The sequence below is a fragment of the Sphingobium amiense genome (assembly GCF_003967075.1).
GTDB classification, from domain to species: Bacteria; Pseudomonadota; Alphaproteobacteria; order Sphingomonadales; family Sphingomonadaceae; genus Sphingobium; species Sphingobium amiense.
In genome coordinates this window covers 2524942-2540519 of the sequence record NZ_AP018664.1, presented here as the reverse complement: position 1 = coordinate 2540519, position 15578 = coordinate 2524942, and the positions used below count along the sequence as shown (strand labels likewise).

The following is a 15578-nucleotide window of genomic DNA, read 5'->3' as shown; positions in this document are numbered from 1 at the left end:
CCCCCATGAACTCCATGCTCCGCCGCCTGCGGGACGCCGCCGAACTGGTGGCGGGCGCCGCCGACCCCGCCCATGCGCGCACCGCGATCATCGATATCGGGTCGAACAGCGTGCGCCTCGTCGTCTATGACGGGCCGCCGCGCATCCCCTTCATCCTCTTCAACGAAAAGGTGATGGCGGGCCTTGGCGCGTCGCTGGCGAAGACCGGGACCATCGAAACCGAGGCGATGGAGCGAGGACTGCGGGCCGTCAGCCGCTTCGCCCGCCTGTGCCGGACGATGAAGGTCGGCGACATACGCTGCGTCGCCACCGCCGCCGTGCGGGACGCGAGCAACGGTCCCGATTTCATCGCGCGGGCGCAGGCGATGGGACTGACCGTCGAACTGCTGAGCGGCGCGCAGGAAGCCATTGGCGCGGCGATGGGCGTGCTGTCGGGCATCCCGCAGGCGGACGGCATCGTTGGCGATCTGGGCGGCGGAAGCTTGGAACTGGCGCGGATCAGGGGCGGGCAGGTCGAACAGACCATCTCTCTTCCGCTGGGCGTGCTGCGCCTGCCGCAGATCCGCGCCAAGGGGCCGCGCGCGCTGGAACGCAGCGTCGTCAGGATGCTGGACAAGGCGGGATGGGCGCCGGAACCGGGCCTGCCCTTCTACATGGTGGGCGGATCGTGGCGCGCGCTCGCCCGGTTCGACATGCAGATCACGCAGTTCCCGCTGCCGGTCGTCCACCAATATGAGATGACCGCCGCGCGCGCCGAACAGTTGACCCGCATCGTCAGCCATATCGACAAGGCCCGGCTGAAGCTCATTCCCGCGATGACCGGGTCGCGCGTGCCGACGCTGCCCGACGCCGCCGCACTGCTGTCGGTCGTGGTGCGGCAGTTGAAGTCGAGCCGGCTGGTCGTGTCCGCTTACGGACTGCGCGAAGGGCTGCTCTACGAAGCGCTGCCGCCCGACTGGCGCGCGCAGGACCCGCTGCTGGTCGCGGCCGAGGCGGAAGGGGAAGCGCAGGCGCGCTTTCGCGGCCATGGCAACCGCATCGACCGCTGGATCGCGCCGCTCTTCCCCGACGATGCGCCCGACATGGCGCGCATCCGCCGCGCTGCCTGCCTGCTGGCGGACGTAAGCTGGCGCGCGAACCCGGATTTCCGCGCCGAGCGTGGCGTGGAGATCGCGCTGCACAGCAACTGGGTCGGCATCAGCGCGGTCGAGCGGGCGATGCTGGGGCAGGCGCTGCACAGCCATTTCGGGGGCGGGCTTTCGTCTCCGCCGGGCCTCGACCGCATCGCCTCGCCCGATCTGCTGCGCCGCGCCGCGCTCTGGGGGCTGGCCATCCGTCTCGCCCAGCGGCTGTCGGGCGGAGTCGAGGGGCCGCTCGACCTGTCGCGGCTGGAGCGGGAGGCGGATCGTATCACGCTGCGCCTCGACGATGAGGATGCCGATCTGTTCGGGGAGGCGGTGGACCGGCGGCTGCGCAATCTGGCGCAGGCGATGGGGCTTAAATACCGGATGGTGACGGAAGCGGGCTGATCGCCGCGACGGAGCGGTCGGCGCGCAGACGGATGGTCAGGTCGGCGCGGCCCGGCATGTCGGCGAGCATGTGCCGCGTCAGCCGCTCATAATGCTGGATGAAGCGGGCGATCTGGGCCGGGTTCATGACGCCAGCGCCGCCCCGCGCGCGCAGCCCGTCCTCCTGCTCGCCGCGCCAGCGCTCCACGACGCCGAAGTCCGGCGCGGCGAGGAAGGCGACGGCGTCGATGCGGGCGAAGAAGGCGCGATAATCGCCTGCCAGCGCGGCGTTCACATGGGCGCGCCAGCGGCCGTCGCGATCCTCCTGCGCCTCCAGTGCGTTGACGGGTGGGGCGAGCGCCGCATCCGCCTGCGGTCGCGCGCCGACACACCAGCCTTCCAGAATCAACAGCCGCGTGCCCGCCGGAGCGCTCGTCCATCGCTCGGGCGGCATCCGGTCGTCGGCGCTCTTGTCGAAGCGTGGGAGCGCGGTGGCCTCGCCCCGCGCCAGCGTGTCGATGATCCGTCTGCCAAGCGCCACGTCATGCGTCCCCGGCACACCGCGCGTCCGCAGCAGCGGATGGACCCGCGCCGCCAGCGTCTCCCGCTCCGCGCGGGTCAGGTAGAGGTCGTCGATGGAGAGGAGCGCGCAGGGGACGCCCCGCGCCCCGATCCGATCGCGCACCGCCTGCGCCAGCGTCGATTTGCCGCTGCCCTGCGCGCCCGCGATGCCCAGAATGGCGAGCGGCCTCCCCCTCGCAAGCAGCCGCTCCGCCAGCGCGGTCACGGCGTCGATGGCGGTCAGACCGCCGCCACCAGCAGCTTGTCGATCTTGCGCCCGTCCATGTCGACGATCTCGAAGCGCCAGCCCTGATCCTCCGCATAGTCGCCGACTTCGGGCAGGCGCTTGAGCAGCCAGAGCGCATGGCCCGCGACCGTCGCATAGTCGCGATCTTCCGACAGGTTGATCTCGATCCGTTCGGCAAGCTGGTCGATGGGCATCTGGCCCGACACCAGCAGGCTGCCGTCCTCGCGCTCCACCATATCGGGTTCGTCATAGGCGTCGCGGTCGGACGCGAAATGGCCCGCGATGGCGGACAGGAGGTCGGCGGGGGTCACGATCCCTTCGAAATGGCCATATTCGTCATGGACCATCACCATCGGCACATCGGACCGGCGCAGCACCTCCAGCGTGTCCATCGCATCGACCTGATCGGGGACGACATCGACCTTGCGCATCAGCGCTTCGAGGTTGAGCGGCTCGCCCCGGAACAGCGCGGTCATGATGTCGCGCGCCTGCACGATGCCGATAATCTCTTCCACCGACCCGCGCCCCACCGGCAGTCGGGTATGCGGCGTCGCCAGCAGCTTGGCGCGAATCGTTTCGTCGTCCGCGCCGATGTCGATCCAGTCCACGTCCATGCGCTGCGTCATCACTTCGCGCACGGGACGGTCGGCGAGGCGCACGACGCCCGAGATGATCGCGCGCTCGCTTTCCTCGATGATGCCCGACCGGCTCGCTTCGGCGACGATCAGGTGCAGTTCCTCCGCCGTTACATGGCTTTCCGATTCGCGCGCGAGGCCCAGCAGCTTGAAGATGAGAGCGCTCGATGCGTCCAGCACCCAGACGATCGGCGCGGTGACTTTTGCCAGCCCCATCATCGGCTTTGCGACAAAGATGGCGATGGGTTCGGGCGCGCGCAGGGCGAACTGCTTGGGCACCAGTTCCCCTACGATCAGCGAGGCATAGGTGGTGAGGCCGATGACGAGCGCGAAGCCCAGAGTCTGCGCCAGATGCGCGGACAGGCCCAGCATCGCCAGCCTTTCGCCCACCGGCCCGCCAAGGCTCGCGCCCGAATAGGCGCCGGTGCCGATGCCGATGAGGGTGATGCCGATCTGAACCGTCGACAGGAACTTGCCGGGGTCCGCCGCCAGCGCCAGCGCGGCGCGCGCGCCCTTGCGCCCCGCCTTCTCCATCGCCTGAAGCCGGGGCCGCCGGGCGGACACCACCGCCAGTTCGGACATGGCGAACACACCGTTCAGCGCCACCAGCACGAGGATGATGACGAGGTCTGCCCAGGGGAAGGGCGTGGATGGGGGAGGGGGGATCGTGGCCATGTCGGTCGGAAACCCCTATAACCGCAAATCTTTCATTTTCACAACATCGACACCGCAGCGCCGCTCAAGACGGCAGTCAGCGGCAGTTCAGTTCGCGAGTGGAACAAAGCGGCTGGCTTCGCCTTTTTGCAGGCAGTCGGAAGAACAAGGGACATGAACGACATGAAGATCACCCATCGCCTGATGTGCGCCGCCGGCCTTGCCGCGATGCTCGCCACCACCGCCTGCACCACCGATCCCGATACCGGCGAGCGCCGCGTGTCGAAGGCCGCGATCGGCGGCATCGGCGGCGCGCTGGGCGGCTATCTGCTCGGCGACCTCGTCGGCGGACGGCGCGACCGCACGGAAAAGATCCTCGGCGCGGGCATCGGCGCGGTCGCGGGCGCGGGCATCGGCGCCTATATGGACGCGCAGGAGCGCAAGCTGCGCGAACAGACCGCAGGCACGGGTGTCGACGTGATCCGCGACGGCGACAATCTGCTGCTGCGCATGCCTTCGGGCATCACCTTCGCCTATGACCGGGCGGACGTGCAGCCGCAGTTCCAGCCGACGCTGAACGATGTGGCGTCGGTGCTGGCGCAATATCCCAAGACCTATATCGACGTATATGGTCACACCGACAGCGACGGCACGGACGCCTATAACCAGACGCTGTCGGAACGGCGCGCGCAGGCGGTGGCGGACTATCTGGTGCGGCAGGGTGTGCAGTCGGCGCGCATCGCGACGCGCGGTTTCGGCGAGAGCCAGCCCATTGCGTCGAACGCGACCGAGGAAGGCAAGGCCGCCAACCGCCGGGTCGAAATCAAGATCGCGCCGGTGACGGAAAGCGACGTGCGCGGATGATGCATGAGGGGGGCGGGCCGGATGCGGCTCGCCCTTTTCTCAGAAGCTCGCCTTGACGCCGTCGATCACGAACTGGGCGGCGAGCGCGGCGAGCAGGACGCCGAGCAGGCGGGTGATGACCGCCTCTATCTTTGCGCCGAGCAGCGCCATGATTGGCCCGGCGGCGAGCAGCGACCCCAGCATCAGCGCCAGCGTGAGAACCACCGCGCCCAGCACCACGCCGCGTTCGGCGATGCCATCGGCGCGCGACATCAGCAGCATGACGGTGGCGATAGACCCCGGCCCGGCGATCATCGGCATCGCCATGGGGAAGACCGACACATCCTCGATCTCGGGCGTGTCCGCGATCTTCTGCGCCCGGTCCTCGCGCCGCTGGGTGCGTTTTTCGAACACCATGTCCATCGCGATGATGAACAGCATGATGCCGCCCGCGATGCGGAAACTGTCGAGCTGAATGCCCAGAACGCCCAGCAACTGTTTTCCCCAGAGGGCGAAGACCAGGAGAATCGCCGCCGCGATGCCGACTGCGCGGATCGCCATGGCGCGCCGTTGCGCATGGCTCGCGCCGGTGGTGAGGCTGGCATAGATGGGCGCGCAGCCCGGCGGGTCGATGACGACGAAGAGCGTCACGAAGGCGGAGAGGAACAGCGCGATCATCGCGCCTTCACCCGATCGTCGATGACCGTTTCATACTCCTGCCCGGTCCACATGCGCACGGTGACGCGGCGGGCATTGCCGGGTTCGACATCCGCGCTCCAGAGCAGGCTTTCGTCCGGGGGCGGCGGGGCGTCCTTCGACGGCGGACCGTCGGGGCGCGGGCCGCGCCTGCACGTCGCGACCTTGCCGGTCAGGGCGTCGGGCGCGGGGCGCGGCTCAGCCAGGGTGTCGCCATGGTCGAGCACCCATTTCCATGCGCCCTTTTTGTCGCGCCGCCAGATGGTCGTGAAATAGCCCGCCGATCCGTCAGGCCGGGTCCAGTTGCCCGTGCTCGCGGCGAGATTGCCGTCGCAGGAAACATAGACGATGGCGGGGGACCATGTGACGGATTTCGGCGGATCGGCCTGTTTTTTGAGCCAGTCCTTCGCCAGCACCCTTTGCGGCACGAACATCACCGCATCGTCGGCGGCGGTGGCGCGGAAGGCGGTCCATTGGCCCTTTTCCTGCGCCAGCCGGTTGAAAGCGATTTCCGCCGCGATCACGCTGCTGGGGTCGGGCTGGTAGCGCATCGGCGGCTTCGCACCGATGAGCGCGCCCGCCGCCAGAGCGAGGATCGCGGCGCGCCTCACAGCCCCTCCGGCTTCGCCAGCCCCGCGCGCGCATGGGCCGCGACCAGCGTGTTACGCAGCAGCACCGCGATGGTCATCGGGCCGACGCCGCCCGGCACCGGCGTGATCGCGCGGACATGGGCGAGCGCTTCGGCGGTCGCGACATCGCCGACGATCCGGCTTTTTGTCGCGTCATCGGGATCGGCGACGCGGTTGATGCCCACGTCGATCACGGTCGCGCCCGGCCTGATCCATTCGCCCTTCACCATTTCCGCCCGGCCCACCGCCGCCACGACGATGTCGGCGCGGTGGACGACGCTGGCGAGGTCGCGGGTGCGGCTGTGGGCGATGGTTACGGTCGCGTTTTCGGCGAGCAGCAGTTGCGCCATCGGCTTGCCCACGATGTTGGAGCGGCCGACGACGACCGCTTCCAGACCCGACAGGTCGCCCAGTTCGTCCTTCAGCAGCATGATGCAGCCCATCGGCGTGCAGGGCACCAGCGCTTCCTGCCCGGTCGCGAGCAGGCCCGCATTGACGACATGGAAGCCGTCCACATCCTTGGCCGGGTCAATGGCGGCGATCACCTTCGCTTCGTCGATGTGCCTCGGCAAGGGCAACTGGACGAGGATGCCGTCCACCCGCTCATCCTGATTGAGTTCCTCGATCAGGTCGAGCAGATCGTCCTCGCCGATGCTGTCGGGCCGCTTGAACTCGAAGCTTTCCATGCCGACCGCGACGGTCATCTTGCCCTTGGAGCGGACATAGACGGCGCTCGCCGGGTCTTCGCCGACCAGCACGACGGCAAGGCCGGGCTTGCGCCCCGTGCTGCCGACGAAACCGGCGACCCGTTCCGCCACCCGTTCGCGCAGCCCGGCTGCAAAGGCTTTTCCGTCGATGATCTTGCCGAGTGTCATGGGGGTCATACCAGTCCGAAAAGCGGCGGCAGGATCGCCTGCCGGATGATGAGGATGGCGAGCAGCACGACCATGGGCGACAGGTCGAGCGCGCCGAGATCGGGCAGGACGCGCCGGATCGGATTGTAGATGGGGGCGGTCATCCGATCGAGCGCGATCAGCACCGTGCGCACGAAGTCGTTGCCGATGTTGATGATGTTGAACGCGATCAGCCAGCTCATGATCGCCTGGATGATGATGATCCACCACAGGACATCGAGCAGGATGACGATGATCTGATAAAGCGCGTAGGCCACGAGGCTCTCCGATTATGGGTGACTGCCGCTCTAGCCGAGGGGGAGGGGCGGGGACAAGCATTGTCGGGCATGAGCCTTTGCCGGACAACGCACGCGCCTGCGTTCCGCGCCGCCCATTTACAGGAATCAATATTCTAATTAAGGGTCGTTCGGAAGAAATGACGGAGGGGAAACGGGATGTCGGGCAGAAACGCGGCCTATCGCTTTGGCCTCTATGGCGCGCTCGGCGCGATGAGCCTGCTGCTTGCCGCCTTCTTCCTGTTCGTGGGGTATATGAAGGCGAGTGCGCCTCTGCCGGAGTTGGCGCTGCACGGGGCATGGACGGTGCATCTGCCCGAAGCGGCGGGGCGTGCGGTGGGGGTCAGCGAAATGGCGCTGGCGCTCGCGCTCCTTGCGGGGCTGGCGCGGCCGGGCGCAGGAGCGGTGGCTGCGCTGATTCTTGTCCTCAACCAGATCGCCGCCGCTGCGGTCCATGCCGGATCGGGCGAAAGTGCGGCGCTGCCCCAGAACGCCGTGCTTATCGCCCTGTGCCTCGCCGTCGCGGGGCTGCAGCGGGTTCGGATGAGGAGGGCGGGCGCGCCATCGCCCGTGGCTTAAGCGCCTCTCGCTGCGCCGTCACGGGCGGCAGGGCTTGCCCTCATATTCGAAGCGGTGCCGGGCATAGGCGCGGCCGTTCCAGCGCAGCACCGGAAAGCAGAAGCCGGGGCTGCCAACCAGCAGGTCGGGATAGCCGCCCGCTCCCTTTGTGGGGCGGAACTCGGGGATGCCCAGCGCCTCCGTCATCAGCTTCCACGCGCCGTCCGCCTGTTTCGACAGCAGCCAGAAATTCTGACCGGTGTTGCCGTAGCACATGCCGCCACCCTCGGTGACGACCGCTTCGGGCCGTCCGTCGCCGTTCAGATCCCGATAGGTCGCGATCGCTCCGGGTTCGTAGGATGCCTCGGGCGGCTCGCAATTGCCCGACCGCCACTGCCGCCCGTGCGGCTTGAAGCCCGCCGCCTTGAAGATCGCAGCCTGTTCGGCGGGCGGGGGCGGGGGCGGAGGCGCGGCGAGGGCCGGAGCGCTCGCTCCCAAAAGGATGGCAAGGCCGAGAAAAGAAACGCGCATCCTCTGCTCCCCAATGATGGCGATGGGGAGCGTAACACAGGCGTGCGCCGGGGAGAATAGCGCCGAAGCGACCGGAAACCGGGCGACAGAGAGGTGTGCTATGGCGGTTATTTCCGCACCAGCGTGCCTGCGCCGCGGTCGGTGAAGATTTCCAGCAGCATGGCGTGCGGCACCCGCCCGTCGAGGATGACGGCGGCGTCCACTCCGCCTTCGACGGCGCGGACGCAGGTTTCGAGCTTGGGGATCATGCCGCCGCTGATCGTGCCGTCCGCCTGCAATCCCGCGATGGCGACAGGATCGAGGTCGGTCATCAGTTCGCCCTGCTTGTCGAGCACGCCCGCGACATCGGTCAGCAGGAAGAAGCGCGAGGCTTTCAGCTCCGCCGCGATGGCGCCCGCCATCGTGTCGGCGTTGACATTATAGGTGTGCCCGTCCGCGCCGATGCCCACGGGCGCGACCACCGGGATGATGCCGTTCTGGCTCAGCGTGTCGAGGATCGCGCGGTCGACCGAAACGGGATCGCCCACAAAGCCCAGATCGACATTGCGCTCGATCCCGCTGTTGGGATCGGCCTCGCGCTTGCCGAGCACCTTTTCGCAGGTGACGAGGCCGCCGTCCTTGCCCGAAATGCCGACCGCGCGCCCGCCCGCGCCGGCGATCCAGCCGACGATTTCCTTGTTGATGGAGCCTGCCAGCACCATTTCGGCGATCTTGGCGGTTTCGGCGTCGGTGACGCGCAGACCGCCCACGAACTGCGATTCGACGCCCAGCTTCTTGAGCATCGCGCCGATCTGCGGTCCGCCGCCATGGACGACCACCACATTGATGCCGACCGCCTTCATGAGCACCACATCCTCGGCGAAGTCGCGCGCGGCTTCCGGGTCGCCCATCGCGTGCCCGCCATATTTGACGACGAAGGTCTTGCCCGCATAGCGCTGCATATAGGGCAGCGCTTCGACGAGGACTTCGGCCTTGGCGAGCAGGGCGGGATCGGGGGCGTTGTTGCTGGTCATGCGCGCGCGCATAGGGCCATAAGGCCGGAGCCGCAAGAAAAGCCTCGTCCGTCCGGCTGTCTACTTCGCTGTCGCGCTATCGCCGTCCAGTCGCCTGCCCAGCGCCACCAGCAGATAGATGACGGGCGGCACCAGGAGCGCGGACAGGATGACCTTGGCCAGCATCTGCCCCAGCAGCAGCTCGCCGATGGGAAAGACGCCGTAGAAGGCGATGCTGACGAAGAGCAGGGTATCGACGATCTGCGACAGGATGCTCGCCAGCGCGGCGCGCAGCCACAGGAGGCTGCCGCCCTCGCGACCTTTCAGCGCCGCGAACAGGGTGACGTTGAGCGTCTGGGAAATGCCGTAGGCGACGATGCCGCCGAGCCAGATGCGCGGCGTTCCGCCAATCATCATGGCGAAGGCTTCGGCGCGTTTGGGGTCCATGTCTCCGGCGGCGGGCGCGGCCAGCACGACGACCGAGAGCAGGATCGAGGCGATCAGCGGCAGGAAGCCGATCTGCACCAGCCGGTTGGCGACCGCGCGCCCATGGAGTTCCGCCACCGCACTGGAGATCGTGACCAGCAGCAGGAAGGCGAAGATGCCTGCCTCCACCGCCAGCGGACCCAGCCCGACCATCGGCCCGATGGCGGACAGCGGACCCAGCGCCACCTGCTTGTTCCCCAGCACGCCCGCGATGCAGACCATGCCGCCGTAGAAGATCGAGAAGGAGAAGAGCGAGCGGCTGATGGGCGCGGGCGTCGGGGTCATCGCCGCGCCTTATCGGGATTCGCGCCGGGGGGAAAGACGGGGCCGCTTCATCCCGCCGTGGGCCGCAGAAAGGGGAGCATATGCGCCACATAGTCGCCCTTTCCGAGCGGCACGCCGTTCGCGCGCAGGATCGCATAGGCGGTCATGACGTGGAAATAGAACTGCGCCAGCACCCAGTCGCGCACATATTGCCCGGCGGTAAGGTCGAAGGTCATTCCGATGGGGAGCGCATGGGCGATGGGCCGGTCCGTGTCGGCCGAGGCATGCTCCCCGAACGCATCGAGCAGCGCCAGCGTTTCGGCGATCCGCGCGCGGGCGTCGGCCATGGTGCCGGGACGGTCGCCCGCGTTGCGGCCTTCGTTCAGCAGGTCGGTGAGAGATTGCGGAAAATCCTCCCCTTTCAGGCGATGCATCCCTTCGCGCGGCTGGACGCAGGCGAAGCGGATCTGGGTCGCGAGCGGGAACATGTCGGGCGCGAGCCGCGCGGACAGCAGCGCGTCGCCGCTGCCAGCCGCCTCCGCTTTGTCGAGCCAGGCGGAAAGCGTGCGCAGCATCGGCGCGCAGGTCGAGACGAGGAGCGTTTCGGGGGTCATGCGGCTTTATAGGGCGCGCCGCCCCAACGGACAATCAGGGTTCGCGCCGCATCCAGAACTGCATCGGATGCGCGCTTTCCCCCGTTTCGCCCACGTCGCGCCAGTCGAAGCTGGCGATCATCCCCGCCACCGGCGCATAGCCGCGCCCGCGCCAGAAGGGGTCGAGCGGGGCATAGCCGGCCGGGCGGGCGGGGTGATCGGGTGGGCGGATCACGGCGCAGAAACAGGTGGCTGCAAAACCCAGCGTGCGCGCCTTCGCCTCGCGCCGGTCGAAGAAAGCGTGGCCGATACCCTGCCCGCGCCATTCCGGCAGCAGCACCGATTCGCCGAAATAATAGAGGCTGGAAAGGTCGAAGCCGTGCGCCGCGACGGGGGCGGCGAAGGCGTCGGCATGATCGCGCATCGGTGCGGCGGTGGCGGCGCCGACCAGAGCGTCCCCGGCAAAAGCCCCCACGACGATCGCGCCGGGGCTTTGCGCATAGGCGTTCAGATAATCGCGCTCATAGGCGCGGTCGCCTTCGTAGAGATAGGGGAAAGCGCGGAACACCGCGATCCGCAGGTCGGCAAGGGCGTCGAGCGCCGACAGCAGCGACGCGCCCGTCAGATCCTCGATCCGGACGGGCGGCGGCGCCAGACCGCTTATTCCTTGGTCGGAGCGGCGTTGGCGGGCGCCGCGCCATTGACGCTTTCGGCGGCGTTGGTGGCGTTGGACGCAGCGCCCTCGGCGGTCGCGCTCGCTTCGGCGGGTGCGGCGTCGGCGGCGGGCAGCGGCAGGTTGGAACCCTGCGTGTTGAGCCATGCGATCAGGTTGGCGCGATCCTTGGGATTGCCAAGGCCCGCGAAGGTCATCTTCGTGCCCGGCGCAAATTCACGCGGGCTGGTCAGCCAGTGGTCGAGATTCTCGAAGGTCCAGGCGCCGCCCTTGCTCTTGAGCGCGTCGGAGAAGGGGTAGCCGCCCTTGCCCTGACCGACGGGTTCGCCGACCGTGGCGTAAAGGTTGGGACCGATGCCGTTCGCGCCGCCCTGATTGACGGTGTGGCAGGCAGCGCATTTGGCGAAGACCTTCTCGCCCGCCGCGACATCGGCGCTGGCGAGCAGGGTGTTGAGGCCCGGACCCGACGCCGCGCCGCCTTCACCTTCCGCCTCGACGCCCTCGATGGCGTAGCCCATCTTTTCGGGGCGGTGGCTGTCGAAATATTTGGAACTGACGATCGCACCGCCCAAGGCGATGATGCCCGCAAACAAAGCCCAGCCCGCAACGGTATTGAAACGATCGCCCATCTCGCTTGACTTCCCTTACCCAATCGTTGGCGGATGTCGGCCCCGCCCCCTGTCGCCGGATGCCATAATGGCGGACACGCGAGCGCGCAAGCCGGGTTGATCCCAAATGCTTGCGCGCGCGGGACGGAGACCTTAAGCGGCGCCAAGCCCATGGACAATTACCCCGCCCCCGCCCGCGCCATCGTCGCCGACCTCATGCAGAAGGCCGCCGCCGACCCGGCGCGCGCCGTCGCCTATCAGGGCGCGCCCGGCGCCAATTCGCACCTCGCCGCGCTCGGCTATGCGCCCGATTGCGTGCCCCTGCCCTGCTTCGCGTTCGAGGACGCGATCGACGCCGTGCGATCCGGCCTTGCCGCGCGGGCGATCATCCCGATCGAAAACAGCCTGCACGGCCGCGTCGCCGACATGCATTTCCTGCTGCCCGAATCGGGCCTGTCCATCGTCGACGAATATTTCCTGCGCATCCGCCACTGCCTGATGGCCCCGGACGAAAGCCCGATTTCCAGCGCATTGAGCCATCCGCAGGCGCTGGGCCAGTGCCGCCATTATCTGCGCGAGCGCGGCATCCAGCCGGTCGCCTATGCCGACACCGCAGGCGCGGCGGCGCTGGTGGCGGAGCGGCGGATCGCGGGCGAAGGCGCCATCGCGCCCTATCTCGCCGCCGAAATCTACGGCCTGCGCCTGATTTCCGAGAATATCGAGGACAGCGACGACAATATGACGCGCTTCCTCGTCCTCGCGCACGAACCGAAGATGCCCGCGCCCGATGTCGGGCCGGTCATGACCACCTTCCTGTTCGAGGTGAAGAACATCCCCGCCGCGCTCTACAAGGCGATGGGCGGCTTTGCGACCAACGGGGTCAACATGACCAAGCTGGAAAGCTACCAGCGCGGCGCGAGTTTCGCGGCAACGGAATTTTTCTGCGATATCGAGGGCATGCCGGGCGATCCGGCTGTCGACCGGGCGCTCGCCGAACTGGAGTTTCACACCAAATGGGTGCGCCAGCTCGGCAGCTACCGGCAGGCGCGTCCGCGCACCTGAGGGTGACGGGACGGCGCGGGGCGGTTATAGCATGGCCATGGTCGCAGCCATCCTCCTGTCCGCGCTGGCGATGAGCGCCATCGTCGCCGTGCGCTATCTGCTGGCGAGCGGCGGCTTCGCGCTGGCGACGCGCATCCGCCAGCCGGGCCTCTATCGCGGGCTGGAAGGACAGATGGGGCGCGAGGTGGGCTGGTCGCTGCTGTCGGCGTTCATCTATGGCGTTCCCGCGGGGATCGTCGCCTGGGGCTGGCAGGCGCGGGGATGGACGCGCATCTATACCGATGTTGCGGCCTATCCGCTCTGGTGGCTGCCGGTGTCGGTGCTGCTCTATCTGGCGGCGCACGACACATGGTTTTACTGGACGCACCGCTGGATGCACCGGCCGCGCCTGTTCCGCATCGCCCATGCCGTCCATCACGCCAGCCGCCCGCCGACCGCCTGGGCGGCGATGAGCTTTCATCCGTGGGAGGCGCTGACCGGCGCGGTCGTGATCCCGGCGCTCGTCTTCCTCATCCCCATCCATGTCGGCGCGCTGGCCGCTGTGCTGACAATCATGACGGTGATGGGGGTGAGCAATCATATGGGGTGGGAGATGTTTCCGCGCTGGATGGTGAGGGGGCCGCTCGGCGGCTGGCTCATCACCGCGACCCATCATCAGCGGCACCATGACCAGTATCGCTGCAATTACGGCCTTTATTTCCGCGTCTGGGACCGCCTGTGCGGCACCGACCGGGGGCTGGGAGACTTTTCGAAGGGCAGGGCATGACGGCAAGGGCAGGCACGATCGTAACGGCGCTTGCGGCGATGGCGGGGCTGACCGGAGCCGCGCCCGCCGACCTCGCCCAGCCGCTCAGCATGGACATGCTGGGACTGCGGTCGGCGAAGGGCAAGGTGCTGGTGTGCGTCACCCGCCGTCCCGATCATTTCCCCGACTGCCGCGACGACCCGGAAAAGCGGGCCTTCACCGTCCCGGCGAAGACGGGGCAGATCCCGCTCGGCATGCTGACGCCGGGCCAATATGCCATCGCCATCATCCATGACGAGAACGGCAATGGCCGGCTCGATACCTTCGCGGGCATTCCGCGCGAGGGCGTGGGCTTCTCGCGCAATCCCGCTCTGCGCTTCGGTGCGCCCAGCTTCCGGTCGGCGAGCTTCGCCGTTGCGGGATCGGCGGTGGAACAGGACATCCGCCTCAAATATTTCCTCTGATGCACGGGGCGACATAGCGGACGCATCCCTTGCGCGCATGGGGTGACGCGCCCCATATTGCGGTCTAAGGGCGGAGCGATCCGCATCGACAGCAGGAGACAAGAGCGTGGCGACCCTGGGACTGAGCGAAACCGAAAAGGCGGCGGTGGAGGATTTCCGCCGCGACGTGGTGGAGCCGTCGCGCACCAGCCTGGTGATCGTCGATTTCTGGGCCGAATGGTGCGGCCCCTGCAAGCAGCTCACGCCCGTCATCGAGAAAGTGTGCGCCGAATATGCGGCCAAGGGCGTCAAGCTGGTCAAGGTGAATGTGGACGAAAATGGCTTCATCGCCAGCCAGTTCCGCGTCCAGTCGATCCCGACCGTCTATGCCATGTTTCAGGGTCAGCCGGTCGCGGACCTTTCGCAGGCACGCACCGAAGGACAGCTCAAACAATATCTCGATCAGCTTCTGGCTCAACTGCCGATCCAGTCCGATGAAAAGGCGCTGGCGCAGGAAATCGCGCCGCTGATCGCCATGGGAGAGCAGTTGCTGGCCGATGGCGAGGCGGATCGCGCCCTGTCGGTCTTTTCCCAGATTGCCGAAATGGACCCCGATAACGCCGAAGTCGCCGCCGGTCAGGCGCGCGCGCTGGTGGCGCTGGGGCAACTGGACGAGGCGGAAGCCGCGCTGGCGGCGCTGCCCGCGGAGGCGGCGAAGCACGCCGCCGTCGATCAGGCACGCGCCGCCATCGCGCTGGCCCGCGATGCGAAGCCTGTCGCCGACCTTTCCGGCATCGCGGCGAAGGTCGCGGCCGATCCGAACGATCATGACGCGCGCTTCGAACTGGCGGGCGGACTGATGGCGAACGGCGACCGCGACGGCGCGGCCGAAGCGCTGCTGGAAATCGTCCGCCGCGACCGGGCATGGAACGATGGCGCGGCGAAGGCGCAACTGCTCACGATCTTCGAGGCGGTGGGTCTGGAAGATCCTTGGGTCGCCGGGCAGCGGCGCAGGCTGTCGCAGATCCTCTTTTCGTAACGCCCATGCCGCTCGCCCGCGTTTCGATCTTTCCGCTGTCCGGCGCGCTGCTGCTGCCGGGGATGGAGTTGCCGCTCCACATCTTCGAGCCGCGCTACCGGGCGCTGATCCACGACGCGATGGCGCGCGACCGGCGCATCGGCATGATCCAGCCGCGCGGGGCGGGCGCTGTGCCGCCGCTGTTCGACATGGGATGTCTCGGCCATGTCAGCCATATCGAGGCGCTGGAGGACGGGCGTTTCAACATCATCCTGACCGGCCTTGCCCGCTTCCGGGTGGTGCGCGAACTGTCGGTCGCGACGCAGTTCCGGCAGGTCGAGGCCGATGTCGAACAGGCGCCGCAGGAGGACGAATCCCTCGCTGCCGTGGAACGCGCAGCGCTGGAGCAGGAATCTCGCCGCTTCGCCGATTCGCTGGGCTATGTGGTGGACTGGACGGCGGTATCGCGGCTGGACGATACCGCGCTGGTCAACGGCATCGCGCAGATCGCGCCCTTCGACCCCGCCGCCAAGCAGACGCTGCTGGAGGCCGACAGCCTGTCCGAACGGTCGGAGCGGATCATCCAGTTGATGCAGATCGTCGGCCGCATCGAGCGCGATGGCGGAGCGACGATGCAATGAGC

The 15578-nt window shown here is 67.9% G+C and carries 20 protein-coding genes; 8 read left to right on the top strand and 12 right to left on the bottom strand.

All coding sequences use genetic code 11. From position 1 onward, the window contains the following. Positions 1-5: 5 nt before the first annotated feature. Complete coding sequence (locus tag SAMIE_RS12270; protein WP_066700501.1) at positions 6-1529, top strand: Ppx/GppA family phosphatase; 1524 nt, start codon at positions 6-8, stop codon at positions 1527-1529. On the opposite strand, the gene SAMIE_RS12265 is transcribed toward SAMIE_RS12270, so the two are convergent. Continuing rightward, complete coding sequence (locus SAMIE_RS12265) at positions 1498-2295, bottom strand: kinase (RefSeq protein ID WP_232037222.1); 798 nt, start codon at positions 2293-2295, stop codon at positions 1498-1500. The genes SAMIE_RS12270 and SAMIE_RS12265 overlap by 32 nt on opposite strands. A gap of 14 nt (positions 2296-2309) precedes the next feature. Beyond that, positions 2310-3626, bottom strand: a complete 1317-nt coding sequence (locus tag SAMIE_RS12260; protein ID WP_066700498.1) for a hemolysin family protein — start codon at positions 3624-3626, stop codon at positions 2310-2312. Positions 3627-3788: 162 nt separating this feature from the next. On the opposite strand from SAMIE_RS12260, the gene SAMIE_RS12255 reads away from it, so the two are divergent. Next, positions 3789-4469: an OmpA family protein gene (locus tag SAMIE_RS12255; protein ID WP_066700523.1), complete on the top strand. Its 681-nt coding sequence runs from the start codon at positions 3789-3791 to the stop codon at positions 4467-4469. Positions 4470-4508: 39 nt separating this feature from the next. On the opposite strand, the gene SAMIE_RS12250 is transcribed toward SAMIE_RS12255, so the two are convergent. From SAMIE_RS12250 to SAMIE_RS12235, 4 genes are read right to left on the bottom strand one after another with little or no spacing between them, the layout of a single operon-like run. Continuing rightward, positions 4509-5126 (bottom strand): MarC family protein, encoded by a 618-nt coding sequence (locus tag SAMIE_RS12250; RefSeq protein ID WP_066700497.1) that lies wholly within the window; start codon positions 5124-5126, stop codon positions 4509-4511. Then, positions 5123-5695 (bottom strand): YybH family protein, encoded by a 573-nt coding sequence (locus SAMIE_RS12245; RefSeq protein ID WP_232037422.1) that lies wholly within the window; start codon positions 5693-5695, stop codon positions 5123-5125. The genes SAMIE_RS12250 and SAMIE_RS12245 overlap by 4 nt, the downstream gene beginning before the upstream one ends. Positions 5696-5751: 56 nt before the next feature. After that, positions 5752-6648, bottom strand: coding sequence for a bifunctional methylenetetrahydrofolate dehydrogenase/methenyltetrahydrofolate cyclohydrolase FolD (folD, locus tag SAMIE_RS12240; protein WP_066700521.1), 897 nt, complete (start codon positions 6646-6648; stop codon positions 5752-5754). A gap of 5 nt (positions 6649-6653) precedes the next feature. Continuing rightward, the gene (locus SAMIE_RS12235; RefSeq protein ID WP_066700495.1) at positions 6654-6944 is read right to left on the bottom strand and encodes a YggT family protein; all 291 of its coding nucleotides are present in this window, start codon (positions 6942-6944) and stop codon (positions 6654-6656) included. Positions 6945-7121: 177 nt separating this feature from the next. On the opposite strand from SAMIE_RS12235, the gene SAMIE_RS12230 reads away from it, so the two are divergent. After that, positions 7122-7541 carry a DoxX family protein gene (locus SAMIE_RS12230; protein ID WP_066700494.1) on the top strand — a complete coding sequence of 140 codons (420 nt, stop codon included), beginning with the start codon at positions 7122-7124 and terminating at the stop codon, positions 7539-7541. A gap of 18 nt (positions 7542-7559) precedes the next feature. Here the strand turns inward: SAMIE_RS12230 and SAMIE_RS12225 are convergent, their stop codons facing one another. The 6 genes from SAMIE_RS12225 to SAMIE_RS12200 all read right to left on the bottom strand — a co-directional run bounded on the left by SAMIE_RS12225 (position 7560) and on the right by SAMIE_RS12200 (position 11688). Then, on the bottom strand, positions 7560-8051 hold the full coding sequence (locus tag SAMIE_RS12225) for a hypothetical protein (protein ID WP_066700492.1): 492 nt from the start codon (positions 8049-8051) through the stop codon (positions 7560-7562). A gap of 107 nt (positions 8052-8158) precedes the next feature. Continuing rightward, positions 8159-9076 carry an acetylglutamate kinase gene (gene argB / locus SAMIE_RS12220; RefSeq protein WP_066700490.1) on the bottom strand — a complete coding sequence of 306 codons (918 nt, stop codon included), beginning with the start codon at positions 9074-9076 and terminating at the stop codon, positions 8159-8161. A 48-nt stretch (positions 9077-9124) separates the two neighbouring features. Further along, positions 9125-9814, bottom strand: a complete 690-nt coding sequence (locus SAMIE_RS12215; RefSeq protein ID WP_066700488.1) for a queuosine precursor transporter — start codon at positions 9812-9814, stop codon at positions 9125-9127. A gap of 47 nt (positions 9815-9861) precedes the next feature. Further along, the gene (locus SAMIE_RS12210) at positions 9862-10407 is read right to left on the bottom strand and encodes a DUF1993 domain-containing protein (RefSeq protein ID WP_066700486.1); all 546 of its coding nucleotides are present in this window, start codon (positions 10405-10407) and stop codon (positions 9862-9864) included. Between the two features lie 34 nt (positions 10408-10441). Further along, positions 10442-11011 (bottom strand): GNAT family N-acetyltransferase, encoded by a 570-nt coding sequence (locus SAMIE_RS12205; protein ID WP_066700519.1) that lies wholly within the window; start codon positions 11009-11011, stop codon positions 10442-10444. 35 nt (positions 11012-11046) lie between these two features. Then, a complete protein-coding gene (locus SAMIE_RS12200) occupies positions 11047-11688 on the bottom strand; it encodes a c-type cytochrome (RefSeq protein WP_066700485.1) in 642 nt (213 codons plus the stop codon). A gap of 150 nt (positions 11689-11838) precedes the next feature. Here SAMIE_RS12200 and SAMIE_RS12195 point away from each other — a divergent pair, with 150 nt between their 5' ends. From SAMIE_RS12195 to SAMIE_RS12175, 5 genes are all read left to right on the top strand, one after another. Then, positions 11839-12729, top strand: a complete 891-nt coding sequence (locus SAMIE_RS12195) for a prephenate dehydratase (protein ID WP_066700484.1) — start codon at positions 11839-11841, stop codon at positions 12727-12729. 37 nt (positions 12730-12766) lie between these two features. Beyond that, complete coding sequence (locus SAMIE_RS12190) at positions 12767-13495, top strand: sterol desaturase family protein (RefSeq protein ID WP_066700517.1); 729 nt, start codon at positions 12767-12769, stop codon at positions 13493-13495. Further along, a complete protein-coding gene (locus tag SAMIE_RS12185; protein WP_066700482.1) occupies positions 13492-13938 on the top strand; it encodes a DUF2141 domain-containing protein in 447 nt (148 codons plus the stop codon). Before SAMIE_RS12190 ends, SAMIE_RS12185 begins: the two co-directional genes overlap by 4 nt. 106 nt (positions 13939-14044) lie before the next feature. Further along, complete coding sequence (locus tag SAMIE_RS12180; protein ID WP_066700480.1) at positions 14045-14956, top strand: tetratricopeptide repeat protein; 912 nt, start codon at positions 14045-14047, stop codon at positions 14954-14956. A 5-nt stretch (positions 14957-14961) separates the two neighbouring features. Then, complete coding sequence (locus SAMIE_RS12175; RefSeq protein WP_066700475.1) at positions 14962-15576, top strand: LON peptidase substrate-binding domain-containing protein; 615 nt, start codon at positions 14962-14964, stop codon at positions 15574-15576. Positions 15577-15578 lie beyond the last annotated feature (2 nt).

What these genes read in the sequence shown, in the direction of transcription:
- SAMIE_RS12270 (WP_066700501.1), top strand. Translation starts at nt 6, where the DNA reads ATGAACTCCATGCTCCGCCGCCTGCGGGACGCCGCCGAACTGGTGGCG.
- SAMIE_RS12260 (WP_066700498.1), bottom strand. Translation starts at nt 3,626, where the DNA reads ATGGCCACGATCCCCCCTCCCCCATCCACGCCCTTCCCCTGGGCAGAC.
- SAMIE_RS12255 (WP_066700523.1), top strand. Translation starts at nt 3,789, where the DNA reads ATGAAGATCACCCATCGCCTGATGTGCGCCGCCGGCCTTGCCGCGATG.
- SAMIE_RS12250 (WP_066700497.1), bottom strand. Translation starts at nt 5,126, where the DNA reads ATGATCGCGCTGTTCCTCTCCGCCTTCGTGACGCTCTTCGTCGTCATC.
- SAMIE_RS12245 (WP_232037422.1), bottom strand. Translation starts at nt 5,695, where the DNA reads ATGCGCTACCAGCCCGACCCCAGCAGCGTGATCGCGGCGGAAATCGCT.
- folD (WP_066700521.1), bottom strand. Translation starts at nt 6,648, where the DNA reads ATGACACTCGGCAAGATCATCGACGGAAAAGCCTTTGCAGCCGGGCTG.
- SAMIE_RS12230 (WP_066700494.1), top strand. Translation starts at nt 7,122, where the DNA reads ATGTCGGGCAGAAACGCGGCCTATCGCTTTGGCCTCTATGGCGCGCTC.
- SAMIE_RS12225 (WP_066700492.1), bottom strand. Translation starts at nt 8,051, where the DNA reads ATGCGCGTTTCTTTTCTCGGCCTTGCCATCCTTTTGGGAGCGAGCGCT.
- argB (WP_066700490.1), bottom strand. Translation starts at nt 9,076, where the DNA reads ATGCGCGCGCGCATGACCAGCAACAACGCCCCCGATCCCGCCCTGCTC.
- SAMIE_RS12215 (WP_066700488.1), bottom strand. Translation starts at nt 9,814, where the DNA reads ATGACCCCGACGCCCGCGCCCATCAGCCGCTCGCTCTTCTCCTTCTCG.
- SAMIE_RS12210 (WP_066700486.1), bottom strand. Translation starts at nt 10,407, where the DNA reads ATGACCCCCGAAACGCTCCTCGTCTCGACCTGCGCGCCGATGCTGCGC.
- SAMIE_RS12200 (WP_066700485.1), bottom strand. Translation starts at nt 11,688, where the DNA reads ATGGGCGATCGTTTCAATACCGTTGCGGGCTGGGCTTTGTTTGCGGGC.
- SAMIE_RS12195 (WP_066700484.1), top strand. Translation starts at nt 11,839, where the DNA reads ATGGACAATTACCCCGCCCCCGCCCGCGCCATCGTCGCCGACCTCATG.
- SAMIE_RS12190 (WP_066700517.1), top strand. Translation starts at nt 12,767, where the DNA reads ATGGTCGCAGCCATCCTCCTGTCCGCGCTGGCGATGAGCGCCATCGTC.
- SAMIE_RS12185 (WP_066700482.1), top strand. Translation starts at nt 13,492, where the DNA reads ATGACGGCAAGGGCAGGCACGATCGTAACGGCGCTTGCGGCGATGGCG.
- SAMIE_RS12175 (WP_066700475.1), top strand. Translation starts at nt 14,962, where the DNA reads ATGCCGCTCGCCCGCGTTTCGATCTTTCCGCTGTCCGGCGCGCTGCTG.